This window comes from Microbacterium esteraromaticum, from assembly GCF_014084045.1.
In the GTDB taxonomy this organism is placed as follows: Bacteria; Actinomycetota; Actinomycetes; order Actinomycetales; family Microbacteriaceae; genus Microbacterium; species Microbacterium esteraromaticum_D.
Map to the genome: position 1 here is coordinate 877,402 of NZ_CP043732.1, position 16,615 is coordinate 894,016.

Here is a 16,615-nt window from a genome sequence, read left to right on the forward strand (position 1 = left end):
CCCCCTCCGTCTCACCGGGTCACTCGCTGGCGTTCTCGTTGGCGTAGTCCTGCGCCTTCTGCAGCGCTTCCTTCGCCGAGATCTCGCCCGTGATCGCCAGGGCGATCTGCTGCTTGGCGTAGCCCTCCATCGAGTCGACGTACCCGCTGCCCGGGGCGCCGGGGACGCGGGCGGTGGCCATCTGCTGTGCGGCGAAGTCGGTGGCCGCCTTCTGCTGCTCGTTCTGGGCCGCCTCGGCGAACGCCGACGGGTCCTCGTTCGCCTTGACCGTGCCGGGGAAGAAGCCCGCAGCGAGCTTCATGAACGCGATCTGGTTCTCGTCATCGGTGACGAACTCAGCGAACGCGAGCGCAGCGGCCGGGTTCTTCGAGTTCGCCGACACGCTGATGCCCTGCACGAACAGCGGCTGGTTGCCGAATCCGCTCGTGACCGTGACGCTCGGCAGCAGGGTGGGCGCGTTGACGGCGAGGTTCTTGTCGATGTAGTTCGGGCCTGCCGTCGTCCAGGCGACGGTGCCCTTGTTGAAGTTGTCGATGTTGTCGTTCGCCACGCCGGCGTTCTGAAGCGCTTCAGGGCTCACGGCGCCCTCCTTGTAGAGCTCGGCGTACCGCTCGACCAGCGCGACGGCCTCCGGGGTGTCGAACGAGAACTCGCCGTCGACGATGAAGGGGTACTCGGCACCCTGGTCGGTCAGCAGCACCTGCAGCGTCTTCGGTCCCGGCACGCCCGAGATGGTCCGCTCGCCGACCTTCGCCAGCGCGGATGCCGCATCGAGCATCTCGTCGACGGTCTTCGGGGCCTCGGTGATGCCGCCCTTCTCGAGCAGCGCCATGTTCCAGTAGTTCAGCTCGGTGCCGAGGTACCAGGGGAACGCGTAGGTGCCCTCGATGCCGTCGAACGTGTACGCCTCGAGCCCGCCCTCGACGTACTGGTCGATGATGTCGGACTCCTTCTTCACATCGATCAGCTGACCGACCCCAGCCAGTTCGTGCGCGAACTCCGGGGGAAGGTTGACGACGTCGGGAAGCTCGCCGGACTCGGCCTGCTGCAGGATCTTGTCCTCGTAGCCCTCGGCGGGCTGGTCGATCCAGTTGACCTTCACACCCTCGTGCTCCTTCTCGAACGCCGCGACGACGTCTTCGAAGTAGGGCGTGAACTTGTCGTTCTTCAGCGACCAGGTCTGGAACGTGATCTCACCGGTGATCTCGCCGTCGGCGCTGCCGCCGCCCTGGGGCGCGCCACCACCCGTGCACGCCGTGAGCGCAAGCGCCACCGAGGCCGCCAGGCCGGTGGCGAGGATCGTGCGGATCTTCATGGGCTTTCTCCTTCGAAATGGCCGGTGGGTGGACAGCCCTGAGGGTCGGTCACCCGTACTAAAACGATATAGTACGGTAAGTATGGCACAGGGGCCGCACCGGCTCCAAAGAGTTCCGAGAGGACCACGATGAGCACACGCCGTCGCCCCAACTTCGTCTTCGTGCTCACCGACGATCACGCGTCCAACGCGATCGGGTGCTACGGCTCGGCGGTCAACGCCACCCCCGGCATCGACGCGATCGCCGCAGCCGGCGTGCGCTTCGACCGCGCGCTCGTCGAGAACGCGCTCTGCACGCCGAGCCGTGCCGCGATCCTCACCGGCACATACAGTCACACGAGCTCCGTGACCACGCTTGCGACGCACCTGACGAATGATCATGAGACCTTCATCACCTCGCTGAAGGCCGCGGGATACCGCACGGCGATGTTCGGCAAGTGGCACCTCGGCCACGGCGACAGGCACGACCCGGTCGGCTTCGACCACTGGGAGGTGCTTCCCGATCAGGGCGAGTACTTCGATCCCGAGTTCTACACCGCCGACGGCCCGGTGCGGCACGAGGGGTACGTCACCGACGTCATCACCGAGCGGGCCCTGGCGTGGATGGCGGATCAGGGCGATGAGCCGTACTGCGTGCTGGTCTGGCACAAGGCACCTCACCGCCCGTGGGAGCCGCATCCTCGCCACGCGAACCTGTTCACCGATCCGATCCCCCTCCCGCCCACCTTCTACGACGACTACGACGGCCGAGGAACGCCGGCGCATCACGCCACGATGCGCATCGCCGACTATCTGACCGACGTCGACCTCAAGGAGGATCCGCCCGCAGAGCTCGGCTACGACGAGCGAGCACGCTGGAAGTACCAGCGCTACATGCAGGACTATCTCCGCTGCGTCGCCGCCGTCGATGAGAGCGTCCACGCGCTGACGGACGCGGTGCGCGATCGCGGACACGCCGACGACACGGTCACCATCTACGCCTCCGACCAGGGCTTCTACCTCGGCGAGCACGGCTGGTTCGACAAGCGCTTCATGTACGAGGAGTCGCTGCGGATGCCCCTCGTGCTCAGCTATCCCGCGCGCGTGCCCGCAGGCCAGCAGACGGCGATGCTGACCTCCAACGTCGACATCGCGCAGACCATCCTCGAGTTCGCCGGCGTCGACGCCCCTCCTGGCATGCAGGGTGCCAGCCTCGTGCCGATGATCACCTCTCCCGACCCGGAGCCGGTGCGCGATGCCCACTACTACCGGTTCTACGAGCACGACGACCACATGCATCATGTGTGGGCGCACTACGGCATCCGCACCGACCGGTACAAGCTGATCTACTACTACGCCGACGGGATGGGCCTGCCGAACACCGGCAACATGAGCTATCCGCCGGAGTGGGAGCTGTTCGACCTCGAGAACGACCCTCACGAGCTGCGGAGCGTCCACCTCGATCGGGCCTACGCCGACATCCGAGACGAGCTGACCCTGCGTCTGTGGGATCTGCAGCACGAGCTCGGCGACACCGCACATCCCCGCCAGACCGCCCCCGAAGGACGCACGCGATGACCACCACCCCGCTGACCCCCGGCGCGCCCCTGCGCTTCGGCGCCAACTACACCCCGGCGAAGAACTGGATGCACTCCTGGATGTCGCTCGATCTCGACGATGTGCGCCGCGACTTCGCGGGGCTCGCCGAGCTCGGCCTCGATCATGTGCGCATCTTCCCACTCTGGCCCGTGCTGCAGCCCAACCGCACACTGATCCGCGAGGAGGCCGTCGCCGACGTCCGCGCGGTCGTCGACGTGGCCGCGGAGTTCGGCATGGATGCCGGAGTCGACGTCATCCAGGGCCATCTGTCGAGCTTCGACTTCATCCCGTCGTGGCTGTTCACCTGGCACGACAAGAACATGTTCACCCATCCGCTCGCGCTCAGCGGGCAGGTCGCCCTCGTCGAGAGCCTCGGCGCGGCGCTGCGCGATGCAGGCAACTTCCTCGGGTTCACGCTCGGCAACGAGACCAACCAGTTCTCGGCTTCGGTGCATCCCTCTCCCTGGCCGGTGACCGAGGCTGAGGCGGCGAACTGGATCACCACGCTGCTCGACGCCGCAGAGCGCTCGGCCCCCGGCCTCGACCACGTGCACAGCGAGTACGACGCCGCCTGGTACCTCGACGGCCACGGCTTCACCCCCGCGCTCGCCGCCCGCCTGGGCGCGATGACCACCGTGCACTCGTGGATCTTCAACGGCACGGCGCAGCGCTACGGCGGGCGCTCGGCGGCATCCGACCGCCACGCCGAGTACATGATCGAGGTCTCCCGCGCATTCCAGACCGACCCGGCACGGCCGGTCTGGCTGCAGGAGGTCGGCGCCCCGTCGAACTGCCTCACTCCGGAGCAGACCCCCGGGTTCCTCGAGGCGACCGTGCGCTCGGCCGCCCGCACAGAGAACCTGTGGGGTGTCACCTGGTGGTGCTCGCACGACGTCAGCCGCTCGCTCGCCGACTACCCCGAGCTCGAGTACTCGCTCGGCCTGATCGAGAACGGCGGCGCCGCCAAGCCGATCGGCAGGCGCTTCGCCGAGATCATCCCCGAACTTCGCGAGCGACGTCCAGCGCCCGAGCGCACGCTGGGGATCGTGATCGAGGTCGACGGCGACGACGTCCCCGTGAGCCGGGCGGCGATGAGCCCCGGCGGCGCGATCTTCCAGGCCTGGGTCGACGCCTGCGACGCAGGCGCGGATGCCGCGTTCGTCACCTCGACGACCGCGGAGGACGCCGCGGCGCTCGCGGCAAGGGGGATCTCGGACCTCGTCCGCCCCGACCTCTCCGTCGGAGTCGGCTCGTACTCCTCGAACAACACCGTCGTCGACGAGGCCGCGGCTCCGACACCGGAGGTGCACGCATGAGCAGCCCGAACATCGTCATCATCTACGCCGACGACCTCGGCTACGGCGACGTCGGATGCTTCGGCAGCGTCGACGTGCGCACCCCGCACCTCGACCGGCTCGCGGCGCGAGGCATCCGGATGACCGACTGGTACTCCAACTCTCCGGTGTGCTCGCCGTCGCGCGCCGCGCTGCTCACCGGTCGGCACCCGGTGAACGCCGGCGTGCAGGAGATCCTCGGCGGCAAGCGGGGCACTCCCGGCCTGCCCGAGCAGCCCACCATCGCCTCCCGGCTGCAGGCCGCCGGCTACCGCACCGGCATCTTCGGCAAGTGGCATCTGGGGGCGGGTGACGGCTTCCGCCCACGCGACCGCGGGTTCGAGCATCACTTCGGATTCCTCGCCGGATGCGTCGACTACTACTCGCACATCTTCTACTGGGGCCAGGGCGTGAACCCCGTGCACGACCTGTGGGACGACGACCGCGAGGTGTACGACAACGGCCGCTACCTCACGGAGGTGATCGCGGAGCGGGCGGAGCGCTTCATCGTCGAGAGCGCAGGCGAGCCGTTCCTGTGCTTCGTGCCGTTCAACGCCCCGCACTACCCGATGCACGCGCCGCGGGAGTACGTCGACAGATTCCCCGGGCTTCCCGAGGACCGCCGCATCATGGCCGCGATGATCTCGGCGATGGACGACGGGATCGGCCGGATCCTCGACACTCTCGAGCGGCAGGGCATCGCCGACGACACGATCGTGTTCTTCTCGTCCGACAACGGCCCGTCGACCGAGAGCCGCAACTGGCTGAACGGCGAGGAGATCGACTACCAGGGCGGGTCGACCGGCGGACTGCGCGGCAACAAGGGCTCCCTCTTCGAGGGCGGCATCCGAGTGCCGGCGATCATCTCGTGGCCGTCGACTCTGCCGCAGGGCGCGGAGTGGAGCGAACCCGCCGCGATGATGGATCTGCTCCCCACGCTGCTCGACGCCGCGGGCGTTCCCTCGCCCGGCGCGATCGACGGGCGCAGTGTGCTCGACGCCCTGCGCGACGCCGGGTCGATGGCGCCGTCGGCCGATCGCACCCTGTTCTGGGAGTACGGCCCCCAGCTCGCGGCTCGACGCGGACGATTCAAGCTCACCACTTCGGCGCGCGAGCACCTGGGCGGTCCGTTCGAGCTCGGCAGCAGCATCCTGGTCGACCTGGAGGCCGACCCGGCCGAGTCCACCGACATCTCGGCCGAGCACCCCGAGGTCGCGGCCTCCCTGCAGGCCGAGCTGTCTGCGTGGGCTCGGGGCTTCGGCTGGGACCCGACGCCCTGGGTGCCCGCGACCGCGGACTGAACCGCGACCGCGGGCTGAACCGCGACGCAGACGGGCTCGGGGGCGGTCGCCGGGACTCAGCGTGCGGTCGCCGTGCTCTCGCGCACGGTGAGGGTGGGTGCGGGGCCCATCCGGTCCGGCAGCGTCTCGGTCTCGTCCAGCTGCTCCAGCAGGAACTCCGCGGCGTGCTCGCCGAGTGCGAAGGTGTCTCGCGTGAGGCAGGTGATCGACGGACGAACCAGGTCTGTCACGATCGAGTCGTCGAACGACGCCACCGACAGCGCCTCCGGCACGGCGACGCCCATCTCCTGGGTGACGCGCAGACCGGCGATGGCCATCATGTCGTTGTCGAACACGACGGCGCTGGGGCGCTCGTGGCGGCTGAGCAGCGAGCGCATGGTCGCGGCCACCTGAGCCGGCGAGTAGTCGGTCTCGATCACCTCGCCTGCGACCCCGCGTCCGGCCATGCCGTCGAGCACTCCGCTGCGCAGTCTCACGTGCTCGTGTGCCGCAGGCCCCGAGACGTAGACGATGCGCCGGTGCCCGAGGGCTGCCAGGTAGCCGAACACGGTGCCGGCCGCCGCGGCGTCGTCGAGCCACAGGGTGGCGTGCTCGGCGTCCGGCGACGGCTGACCGCCGATCGTGATGGACGGCATTCCCAGCGACCGCAGCAGGGCGGGGCGCGGGTCGTCGACCCGCGGATCGAGCACGATCACGCCGTCGACCTGATTCGAGCGCGCCCACCGGCGGTACGTCTCGAGCTCTTCCTCGAGACTGGGAACGACCACCAGCTGCAACCCGATCCGGCGCGCGGCGAGCGTCGACTGCGCGCCGGCGATCAGCTGCGTGAAGAACGCCTCCGTCCCGAGGGTTCGGGCGGGTCGGTTCACGGCGAAGCCGATCACCCCCGTGCGCGCGCCGACCAGGGCCCGCGCCGTTGAGCTCGGTCGCCAGTCGTGCTGGTCGGCGATCGCGAGGATGCGCTGGCGGGTCTCCTCGCTGACTCCGGGGCGTCCGTTCAGGGCGAACGACACGGCTCCGGGAGACACTCCCGCAAGACGAGCGATGTCCGCGATGGTGACACGCTTGGACCGTGGCATAGACTCACCGTACTAGATCGTTTTAGTTGTGGTCGTCCCGTTGACTCCCGGGGCGATCGCCCTCATTCTCCCACCGCGAAGGAGCGCCCCGTGCACGAAGAGACCTCGCTCACCGTCGGACGCGTGAACCGCGTGCTGCTCGAACGAGTCCGCCCCGCCGTCCATTCGGCCCGCGTTCCCCTCGAGATCGCCGCTCATCAGCTGCCCGGCGAGCCGGTCGCGCCCACAGAGGGCCTCGCCCTCGAGTTCGAGCCCTTCACCGCCGGAACCATGTGGGGCCCGGCGTGGGGCACCACCTGGTTCCGTGTGCGCGGCCAGGTCCCGGCCGAATGGACCGGCCGCAGGATCGAGGCGCTCATCGACCTCGGCTTCGACATCAACATGACGGGGTTCCAGTGCGAGGCACTCGCCTACCGTCCCGACGGCACGCCGATCAAGAGCATCAACCCGCGCAACCAGTGGCTTCCTGTCGATGTCGCCCCGGGCGGCGCGGTCGAGTTCTATCTCGAAGGCGCATCCAACCCCGTGCTGCTCGACTACCACCCCTTCCTTCCGACGCAGGAGGGCGACATCCGCACCTCCTCCCCCGAGCCCCTGTACCGCGTCCGCCACATGGATCTCGCCGTGTTCGAGGAGTCGGTCTTCGAGCTCGCCCTCGACCTCGAAGTGCTCATCGAGCTGCAGGCCGAGCTGCCTGAGACCAGCCCGCGCCGCATGCGCATCCTGCAGGCGCTCGACAACGCCCTCGACGCCCTCGACCTGCAGCGCATCGTCGAGACCGCCCCCGATGCCCGCGCCCAGCTGGTGGAGGTGCTGACCTCGCCCGCCGATGCGAGCGCCCATCGCATCGCCGCGATCGGCCACGCGCACATCGACTCGGCCTGGCTGTGGCCGGTGCGCGAGACGATCCGCAAGGTCGCCCGCACCACGTCGTCGATGACCACCCTCATCGACGAGCAGCCCGAGTTCCTGTACGGCATGTCGAGCGCGCAGCAGTACGCCTGGATCAAGGAGCACCGTCCCGAGGTGTTCGCACGGGTGAAGGATGCCGTCGCCTCCGGGCGGTTCCTGCCGCTGGGCGGCATGTGGGTCGAGTCCGACACCGTCATGCCCACAGGCGAGTCGCTGGTGCGCCAGTTCTCGCACGGCCAGCGCTTCTTCGAGCGCGAGTTCGGCATCCGCTCGAAGGGCGTCTGGCTGCCCGACAGCTTCGGCTACTCCCCCGCGCTGCCGCAGCTGATGCGCAGGGCCGGGTTCGAGTGGTTCTTCACGCAGAAGATCTCGTGGAACCAGCGCAACGTCTTCCCGCACCACAGCTTCCTGTGGGAGGGGATCGACGGCTCGCGCATGTTCACACACTTCCCGCCGATGGACACCTACAACTCGCAGCTGAGCGGCATGGAGGTCGCGAAGGCCTCGCGCCAGTTCAAGGAGAACCGCGTCGCGACCATGTCGATCGCCCCCGTCGGCTGGGGCGACGGCGGCGGCGGGACCACCCGCGAGATGACGGGCAAGGCGCAGCGCATGGCGTCGCTCGAGGGAGCCGCGCAGGTCGAGTGGAAGCATCCGGATGCCTTCTTCGACGAGGCCAAGGCCGAGCTGACCGACCCCGCCGTCTGGGTCGGCGAGCTCTACCTCGAGCTGCACCGCGGCACGCTCACCAGCCAGCACGCGACGAAGGCCCTGCACCGCTGGGCCGAGCAGGCGCTCATCGAGGCCGAGCTGTGGGCGGCGACCGCCGCCGTGAAGCTCGGGTCCGAGTACCCCTACGACGAGCTCGACCGGCTGTGGCAGCTCGTGCTGCTGCACGAGTTCCACGACATCCTGCCCGGCACGTCGATCGCGTGGGTGCATCGCGAGGCCGTCGAGGTGCTCTCCGGAGTGCTGGCGGATGCTGCAGAGCTGTCGTCCGCAGCACGCGATGCGCTCGCCGGCGAGGGCGACCGCGAGCTCGTGTTCGACCGCATGACCGGAGGCGCCTCCCGTGCGGATGCACAGCCGGCGCACGCCGACACCGTGCTCACGCCGCAGGACGGCGGCTATGTGCTCTCCAACGAGCTCATCACTGTCACCATCTCGTCCGAAGGTCTGATCGTCTCGGCGATCGACGAGGCGACCGGCCGCGAGACGATCCCGGCGGGCAGGCCCGCCAACCTGTTCCAGCTGCACCAGGACTTCCCGAACATGTGGGACGCGTGGGACATCGACCGCTACTACAGGAACCGCGTCGACGACCTCACCGCGATCTCGTCGATCGAGGCGTCCGTCGTCGACGGCGCCGCCGTCGTGACGGTGTCGCGGGAGTTCTCATCCTCCCGCCTGACCCAGACGATCACGCTGCGCCCCGGATCGCGCACCGTGCTGCTGCACAACGACATCGACTGGCACGAGACCGAGAAGCTGCTCAAGCTGGCATTCCCGCTCGACATCTTCGCTCGCGAGACGCTGGCCGAGACGCAGTTCGGCTTCCAGCGCCGCGTGACCCACGTGAACACCAGCTGGGAGGCCGCGAAGTACGAGACCTCGATGCACCGCTTCGTGCTCGCCCAGGAGGACGACGGCTTCGGCGCAGCCCTGGTGAACGACTCGATCTACGGCTACGACACCTCCCGCGACGTGGACGGCGACGACGTCACCACCACCGTGCGCCTGTCGCTGCTGCGCGCTCCGCGCTTCCCCGACCCCGACACCGACCACGGTCGCCACGAGATCCGGGTCGGCCTGGTGATCGGGGCGGATGCCGGGATCGCCACGGCCGAGGGCATCCGCCTCAACGCGCCGACTGCGGTCGTGCGCGGCGGCGAGGAGGTGCAGCCGCTGGTCTCGGTATCGGGCACGGGGATCGTGACGTCAGCCGTGAAGCTCGCCGACGACCGCTCCGGCGACGTGATCGTGCGGGTCTACGAGTCGCTCGGTCGCCGTGCGACCGGGTCTGTGTCTGCGGCCTTCGATCACGCCGGAATCCGCGAGGTCTCGCTGATCGAGGACGAGCTCGAAGACGCCCGCACAGGCGAGCTCGCGCTGAAGCCGTTCGAGGTGCGCACCCTGCGCATCGCGCGGGTCTGATCGGCCCTCGGTCTCTCGCTCTCGGGAGGCGTTCGCGCACTGGGGAGGAGGAATCTGCGAGGATCCTCCTCCCCAGCGGCATCTCTCCTCCCGAACGTGCCCGTCACGGGGCGATGCCGGTGCGCTCAGGCGACGGTGCTGATGGGCAGGCGGCTGAGTGAACGAGCGGCGAGCACCACGGCCGCAGCGCCCAGGATCAGCAGCATCAGCGGATTCAGCAGGTTCGCGGTCCTGAGCACGGTCAGCAGAGCATCCATCGTCAAGGGACCGTGGCGAAGGAGGGGCAGAGCCCGCGCGATCAGCGCCACGATCAGCGCGACCACCGGCAGCCAGCGCCAGGGCGACGGCACGACGCCCGCCATCACGATGGCGACGGCCGCGACGACGGCCAGCACCAGTGCGGTGACATCGAGTGCGATGCCGACGTTCTGGTGCATCACGGCGTACTGCTCAGAGGCTTGCGGCCCCTCGCCCATGGGCATGCCGTTCAGCATCATCCGCACCAGCGGCTGCGCGACGACGAGCACGCCGAGTCCCGCCAGTGCGATCGTGCCCACCGGGTGGCGCGCGGTCACGCTGCCCTCTCGCCCGAGACCGATCGCGAACACGATGAAGGCCAGCGGTTCGGTCACGAGACCGAGCAGCCCGAGTGGTGCGATGCCCAGCTCGGACAGGGTCCACGCAAGTCCTGTGGTGAGCAGCAGCAGACCCCCGACCATCCAGGTGCGGCGGCGACCGGCGAGGACGTCTTCATCGACATCGTTCATGCGCTCACCATAGCGACGCCCGCCAGCCTTTAAGCAACGCGAAACTCTGGCGATTCTTTCGCCTGGATTCCCCCGCAAAAGGGCTCAAGCATGCCGGATGCTGGATTCAGCCCCAGACATTCCGCGCGAAGGAGCCGCACATGGACCGCGAGAACGACCTCATCGACACCGACGCCCTGCTGCACATCGGTCGCCCCTACTGGTTCGACCGTCACCCGTCGCAGGCCGAAGGCGAAGACTTCTGATCGCACGCTGATCGCCACGGGCCGGTTCATCCGGAGGGGCCCGTGCGCGTGCTCAGCGGGTGCGGACGTCGGAAGTCTCGGACCATCCGACCCACGGTCGGCGCGCCGGATGCCGACACGCCGCGCCACGGGCATCCGGTCTGAGATCGCCGACCGCTCGATCAGCGCACGAGCAGTTCCGGCACGGGCATCCGGAGGGGCCCGTGCGCGTGCTCAGCGGGTGCGGACGTCGGAAGTCTCGGACCATCCGACCCACGGTCGGCGCGCCGGGCGCCGACACGCCGCGCCACGGGCATCCGGTCTGAGATCGCCGACCGCTCGATCAGCCCACGGGCTGTTCCGGCACGGGCATCCGGGATCTGGCGACCACCGCGACGAAGATCAGGACACCACCGACGACCACGCTGCCGATGAACTGGGCGAGCATCAGCCACGTGTCGAGTTCGGCGTATCCGATCGACACGGCGAATGTCGCGACGATGAGGTCGCGGGCGATCGCGCACATCGCGCCACCGGCCAGGACGGGCAGCGCCAGCCACCCCCAGCCGTTGGAGAAGACGTTCGAGCGGACGATGAGCACCGACGCGACCACGCCGGCCGCAGCCGCGAGAACCGCGCCGCCGCCCGCGATCACGAGGAGGTGCATGACCTCGGGCGCCACGGGCACGTCGTTCAGGAGGATGACCGCGTCGAACGGCTCGAGCGCGTCCTGCTCCAGCCGCATCCCGGTGCCGATCATCACGATCGGCACCGCGACCAGCGCGATCCGTCCGGCGACGGACAGCCCGATCGGGATGCCGGTGCGGCCGACAGCGAGCGCGATAGCCGCACCGAGCCACGCGCCTTCGGCCAGCGAGGGACTCACCCACAGTGTCAGCCCGCCCGCCACGAGCAGGATGCCGGTGACGAGCAGGGTCATCCATCGAGGGCGCGCGATCGGAGCATCCGTCTGCTGTTGCATGCCCGGCACGCTACGCGTTCAGGCCTGCAGGGCTTTCGAGTTATCCACAACGGCGGGTCGCGCACATGCCGAGCCCAGAACGCCGAGGAACGGCTCCGGGTGGACGGGGGCCTGAACACCTCCGGATCCCGCGTCGGGGATCTCAGGCGGTTCGGTCGCCACGCGGCGTGGCGGATGCCGACACGCCGCGCCACGGGCATCCGGTCTGGTCCTTCCGACCGGATTCCCGTCGGTCACCCGACCGGCCCACCGGGAACCGAGCCCGAACCGGACCGACCGGATTCCCGTCGGTCACCCGGCCCCCGAACCCGGAACCCGTCCGGCCAGGAGCCTGCATGCGACGGAGCCCCGATCCACAGGGTGTGAACCGGGGCTCCGTCAGACCGACAGGGTCAGAACTTGATGACCTTGCCGACGCTCATCAGCGAATCGGCGGCGATCACGCCCGCACCGACCAGCGCGATCTCCTGCTCGCCCTTCTCGCCACGGCGCTTGACCCAGATCACCCGTGCGAGCAGCGCGACGAGCACGAGCCATCCGGCGTTGGCGGTCGCGACCAGCAGACCCGTCGCCAGCAGCACGCCCATCTGCCGCTTGGAGCCGCCGAGAAGCTGCACGAGCGCCCCGGGGATGGCCCACAGTGCCATGGTGAGCGCGACCTGCGGGTCGGAGATGCCGACCGCGATCGTGTCGGCGAAGACCTGCGACGACGGGGGGATCTTGCCGTCCGCGAAGAGACCCTGCCACGAGACCGCGACGATGCCGATCGCGATCACGATGGCTACGAGCGATGCCTTCAGCTGCTCGCGACGGCCTTCGAGCTCGTACGCCTTCCACGGGCGGGCCTCGCGGCGAAGGAGCCAGCCGGCCTTGTAGTCGTAGCCCATGTCGGCGAACGCGGGTCCCGTAGCCGAGCAGTATGCCACCAGGATCAGCAGGGGCACCTCGGGCATCCCCAGGAACAGGCCGAGGATCAGGAAGATGAGGGTCACCGCGAACGCGGGGAACCATCCGGCGTGCATCGCGGCGAGTCCGACGATCAGCTCATGCACGATGGCGGCGAAGCCGGCGAACAGGACGAAGCCGATGAGCGCAGGGATGGTCAGATCGGATGCCGCGCCGCCGATCAGCGCGATCAGCAGCGCGCCGGCGACGAAGGCCGCATAGCCGGTGCCGAGCGCACGTCCGAGTCGGCGCCCGGAGATCGTGTAATCGAGGGTCTCGTCGAGCTTGATCGCCTCGGTGTGACGCTCCTCCTCCTCCCGCGCACGCTTGGTGCGGGCACCCGCGATGATCCAGATCACCTGCAGCAGTGCGACGACACCCGCGCCGATCATGACACCGTGCGGGATGTACAGCTGGCCCAGGTTGACGCCGAGGAACACAGGGGCGTACTGCGAGATCAGCAGACCGACCGCGAACATGAGCAGAGCCCAGATGTTGCCGATCAGGGCCACACCCGCCGCCGACATCGGCAGCGCGAACAGCGAGCCGATGACGCCGACCACGCCTCCGCCCACGAGGATCAGAGCGCGGCGTCCGCCCTCTGAGCCCGCGTTGATGGTCTCGGCGGCGGCGACTCCGGGAGGCCACGCAGCGGAGGCGGGCATGAACCGCGAGCCGAACGCGCGGAACAGCACGAACACGTCGATCAGCACGCCGAGCGAGGCGCCGAGCAGCATCGGCCAGACGAGCTCTGGCCTGCCGAGCGCCCACGGGATGGCGATGGGCGCGAGGATGCCGTTGGCCGCCGCGAAGGTCGCTGCGGAGATCGCCGACTGGATCAGGTTCTGGCGGTGCCTGCTGCGGAACTTCGAGAAGCCGAAGAAGGCGATCCGTCCGAGCAGCATCGCGATCACGGCGCCGATGACGCTCGTGTTCGCCGAGATGCCGAGTGTGGTGATCAGGTGGACGCCGATCACCGCGCCGAGCACGCTCAGCACGATCGTGACGACCAGGGTCAGGGGTTCGAATGCGCGCGGGTGGGCCTTCGGGGGCGCCTGCTCGCTGGAGGGTGTGGTGGTCATGTGCGGACTTTCTGAAGGCTGTCGGACGCGGGCGTCATCGCCTGCGGGTGCCCATCGTCGGGCGGGTCAGCGCTGGAATCGGGTGAGGTCGCCGTACTGGTCGACGAGGCGGTCGTACTCGTCCGCGTCGTGGAAGACGACGCGGCTCTGCGTGAACTGCTTCGCCGTCTCGACGACGAAGCGAGTGGCCTCGAGAAGGGCCGGCTCGTAGCTGGCCCCCGTCGAGGATCCTGGCACCACGGCGGCCGCCGTCAGGGCGACGCCGACGACCGGAGCGCTTGTGGCGACGGTCGGCTGCATGATCGAGTTGAAGTGGCGGTAGCCGTTGTCGTACGGCGTGATGTCCTGCAGCGCGAGCGGGAACGTGCGCGCCGGTGCACCGGTGGCGTACTCGAGCACCGTGAGCAGGCCCGGTGCGACGGGCAGCAGGTAGCCCTCCTTCGCCGTGGGCGAGATAGCGACACCGGGGTGGTTGATGAGTCGGTTGCCCTTCGAGGCGTCGATCGAGAGGATCGCGTCCATCGCGTCATCGACCTCGTGCTCGTTCATCGTCGCCGACGAGACGGGCATGCCCATGAAGTCGGCGGGCTCGCGCGGCGTGATGCTCACATGGGTGGCGATGTGGGTGGTGACGATCACATCGCCCGGAAGCTGCGCACCCGCCGCGGCGAGACGAAGCAGCCGGAGAGCTGCGGCGATCGCGACGGTGGAGCCGTCGGCATCCGACACGTATCCGATCCGAGCCGGCTGCGCCTGCTGCGCTCCGAGCCTGCCGATGATGCCCAGCGTCGGAGCGTCGCCGCCGGCGAGCGCCCCCTTGCTGCCCGGCAGCACCACGCGCACGAAGTCGCAGGTCTGTCTCGTGTCCTCGGGTGCCTCGTAGGGCACCGAGGTGACCGTGATCTCGGCGCCAGGGGCGGCCGCACTGCCCAGCAGCGTCGCGATCCGCTCGCCGTTCAGGCGAGGGTCGTCCATCAGCTCGGTGACCTCGGCGATCTCGCGTGCGCCCATCAGCGCACCGCCCCGCGGATCTCGGCGAGGGCGAAGCTCTCGCCGTCGGCGATCGTGCGCACCTCGGCGGCGTTCCCGAAGACGAGTGCTTCCCGCCCGCCGACGATGCGCGCGCTGTCGCCCGTGACCCAGAGCGCGCAGCCCTCGTACAGGGCCAGCACCTCTTCGTCGGGGTTGATGGCGGTGAACTCGGCGAGACGCTCCTCACGGCTCTCGCCGTTGTGGCCGACGGGCTTGCCCGGGATGAAGTGCGGGTTCATCTGGAAGGGCACCAGACCGAGGGCGGTGAAGGAGGGCGGCTCGACGATCGGCATGTCGTTCGTGGTGCGGATCGACGGCGTGGCGACGTTCGTGCCCGCGCTCCAGCCGACGTAGGCGGCCGCCCCGGAGGTGACTCGCTCGCGGATCTCGTCGATCAGGCCGGCCTGGTACAGGCGGGTGAGCAGAGCGAACGTGTTGCCGCCGGCGATGGCGATGACCTCCGCGTCGCGGACGGCCTGCACCGGGTCGTCGAAGCGGTGGATCGAGGTGAGCTCGACGCCGTGGGCGGCGAATGCCGGCTTCGCCAGTTCTTCGTACGCCTCGAAGGTGGTCGAGACGGCTGCGTACGGGATAAGCAGGGCACGGGTCGGCTTCGGGCGACCGTCGTGCTCGCCGAGCACCAGCGCCAGCTGGTCGCCTGCGTGCTCGAGGTAGCCGAGGCTGTCCTTGCGCGAGCTGCTCATGAGAAGTGCGCGAGTCATGATTCTTCCTTTCCGGCGAAGGCCGTGATCTCGGCGACGAGGCGGTCGATCTCGTCGAAGGAGTTGAAGTAGTGCACCGAGGCCCGCGCCATGGCGGAGATGCCGTACGCGTTCAGAATCGGCGTGGCCATGAAGTGACCCGCCTCGATGATGATGCCGCGGCTCTCGAGGTGATCGGTGAGAGCGCGCGGATCGACACCGGCGACGTTGAACGGGATGATGCCGAGGCGGTCGTCGTCGGAGGGACCGTACACCGCTGCGCCGGGGATGCTCCGGATGCCGTTGACCGCAGCAGCCGTCAGTTCGCGGACCTGCTGGTGGATGCTGTCGATGCCGATCCGCTCGGCGACCTCGATCGCGGCCCCGAGGGCGAGGATCGCGGGGACATTGGGGGATCCGGCCTCGAAGCGCTTGGCGGTGTCGGGCAGGGTCACGCCACCGCCCTCGAGGCCGGCGTTCCACCAGCCGGCCAGAGCGGGCGTCATCGCTTCGACGTGCTGACGCCGGACGGCGAGCACGCCCGAGCCCTCGATGCCCCGCAGCCCCTTGCGCGTGCAGGCGGAGATGAAGTCGGCCTGCCATGACGAGAAGCCCAGGGGCAGCATCCCGATCGCCTGCGCCGCGTTGACATGCGTGAGCACTCCGGCGTCGGCGGCGAGGCGGCAGATCTCGGCCACCGGCTGCACGGCTCCTGTGACGTTCGAGAGGGCCACGAAGGTGATCAGGCGCGTGCGGGGGGTGATCGCCGCGGCGAGGCGCTGCGGGTCGAGCATCCCGTCGGCGTCGGCCGCGAACGGCACCACGCGGATGCCGACCTCGGCTTCGAGCATCCGCCAGATGGCGATGTTGCTCAGCATCTCGGTGTCGGGCACGATCACCTCGTCGCCGCGCTGCCAGCGGATGCCGCGGGCGACGAGGCTGATCGCCTCGGTGCCGTTGCGGGTGAAGGCGATCTCCTCGGGCGCTGCCTGCAGGAATCCGGCCACCGCGGCGCGCACCTCTTCGATGCGCTCGTACACCTCGCGCCGGAAGCTCGGGACGTAGGGGCCCTCGGCTGCGGTGCGCTGCAGGTACGAGACGGCGGCGTCGACGGCCTCGGGCACGGGTGGTGCGGCGGCCGCGGAGTCGAAGTAGACGTACGGCCGGCTCGCGGCATCCGTCTGCTCTGTCAGTGCCATCTCGTTCCTC

12 protein-coding genes are annotated in these 16,615 nt (G+C 69.1%); 4 read left to right on the plus strand and 8 right to left on the minus strand.

Going from position 1 to position 16,615, the window contains the following annotated elements:
* Window positions 1-19 precede the first annotated feature (19 nt).
* Window positions 20-1,315 carry an ABC transporter substrate-binding protein gene (locus FVO59_RS04240; RefSeq protein WP_182254978.1) on the minus strand — a complete coding sequence of 432 codons (1,296 nt, stop codon included), beginning with the start codon at window positions 1,313-1,315 and terminating at the stop codon, window positions 20-22.
* A gap of 129 nt (window positions 1,316-1,444) precedes the next feature.
* On the opposite strand from FVO59_RS04240, the gene FVO59_RS04245 reads away from it, so the two are divergent.
* The 3 genes from FVO59_RS04245 to FVO59_RS04255 are packed head-to-tail and all read left to right on the plus strand — an operon-like array spanning window position 1,445 to window position 5,528.
* A complete protein-coding gene (locus tag FVO59_RS04245; RefSeq protein ID WP_182254980.1) occupies window positions 1,445-2,872 on the plus strand; it encodes a sulfatase family protein in 1,428 nt (475 codons plus the stop codon).
* The gene (locus FVO59_RS04250) at window positions 2,869-4,209 is read left to right on the plus strand and encodes a glycoside hydrolase 5 family protein (protein ID WP_182254983.1); all 1,341 of its coding nucleotides are present in this window, start codon (window positions 2,869-2,871) and stop codon (window positions 4,207-4,209) included. The genes FVO59_RS04245 and FVO59_RS04250 overlap by 4 nt, the downstream gene beginning before the upstream one ends.
* Complete coding sequence (locus FVO59_RS04255; protein WP_182254985.1) at window positions 4,206-5,528, plus strand: sulfatase-like hydrolase/transferase; 1,323 nt, start codon at window positions 4,206-4,208, stop codon at window positions 5,526-5,528. The genes FVO59_RS04250 and FVO59_RS04255 overlap by 4 nt, the downstream gene beginning before the upstream one ends.
* Window positions 5,529-5,584: 56 nt before the next feature.
* On the opposite strand, the gene FVO59_RS04260 is transcribed toward FVO59_RS04255, so the two are convergent.
* Entirely contained in the window at window positions 5,585-6,607 is a 1,023-nt protein-coding gene (locus FVO59_RS04260) for a LacI family DNA-binding transcriptional regulator (protein ID WP_182254987.1), read from the minus strand.
* Between the two features lie 90 nt (window positions 6,608-6,697).
* Between FVO59_RS04260 and FVO59_RS04265 the strand changes: the two genes are divergently transcribed.
* Window positions 6,698-9,673, plus strand: a complete 2,976-nt coding sequence (locus tag FVO59_RS04265; protein WP_182254989.1) for an alpha-mannosidase — start codon at window positions 6,698-6,700, stop codon at window positions 9,671-9,673.
* 125 nt (window positions 9,674-9,798) lie between these two features.
* On the opposite strand, the gene FVO59_RS04270 is transcribed toward FVO59_RS04265, so the two are convergent.
* The 6 genes from FVO59_RS04270 to FVO59_RS04295 all read right to left on the minus strand — a co-directional run bounded on the left by FVO59_RS04270 (window position 9,799) and on the right by FVO59_RS04295 (window position 16,605).
* Window positions 9,799-10,440 (minus strand): hypothetical protein, encoded by a 642-nt coding sequence (locus tag FVO59_RS04270; protein ID WP_182254991.1) that lies wholly within the window; start codon window positions 10,438-10,440, stop codon window positions 9,799-9,801.
* A gap of 567 nt (window positions 10,441-11,007) precedes the next feature.
* Window positions 11,008-11,646, minus strand: a complete 639-nt coding sequence (locus FVO59_RS04275; protein ID WP_182254993.1) for a hypothetical protein — start codon at window positions 11,644-11,646, stop codon at window positions 11,008-11,010.
* Window positions 11,647-12,038: 392 nt separating this feature from the next.
* Entirely contained in the window at window positions 12,039-13,673 is a 1,635-nt protein-coding gene (locus FVO59_RS04280) for an OPT/YSL family transporter (protein WP_182254995.1), read from the minus strand.
* A gap of 66 nt (window positions 13,674-13,739) precedes the next feature.
* Window positions 13,740-14,684, minus strand: coding sequence for a DUF1177 family protein (locus FVO59_RS04285; protein WP_182254997.1), 945 nt, complete (start codon window positions 14,682-14,684; stop codon window positions 13,740-13,742).
* On the minus strand, window positions 14,684-15,427 hold the full coding sequence (gene pepE / locus FVO59_RS04290) for a dipeptidase PepE (protein ID WP_220465697.1): 744 nt from the start codon (window positions 15,425-15,427) through the stop codon (window positions 14,684-14,686). The genes FVO59_RS04285 and pepE overlap by 1 nt, the downstream gene beginning before the upstream one ends.
* The gene (locus tag FVO59_RS04295) at window positions 15,424-16,605 is read right to left on the minus strand and encodes an aminotransferase class V-fold PLP-dependent enzyme (protein ID WP_182254999.1); all 1,182 of its coding nucleotides are present in this window, start codon (window positions 16,603-16,605) and stop codon (window positions 15,424-15,426) included. The genes pepE and FVO59_RS04295 overlap by 4 nt, the downstream gene beginning before the upstream one ends.
* Window positions 16,606-16,615: the final 10 nt, after the last annotated feature.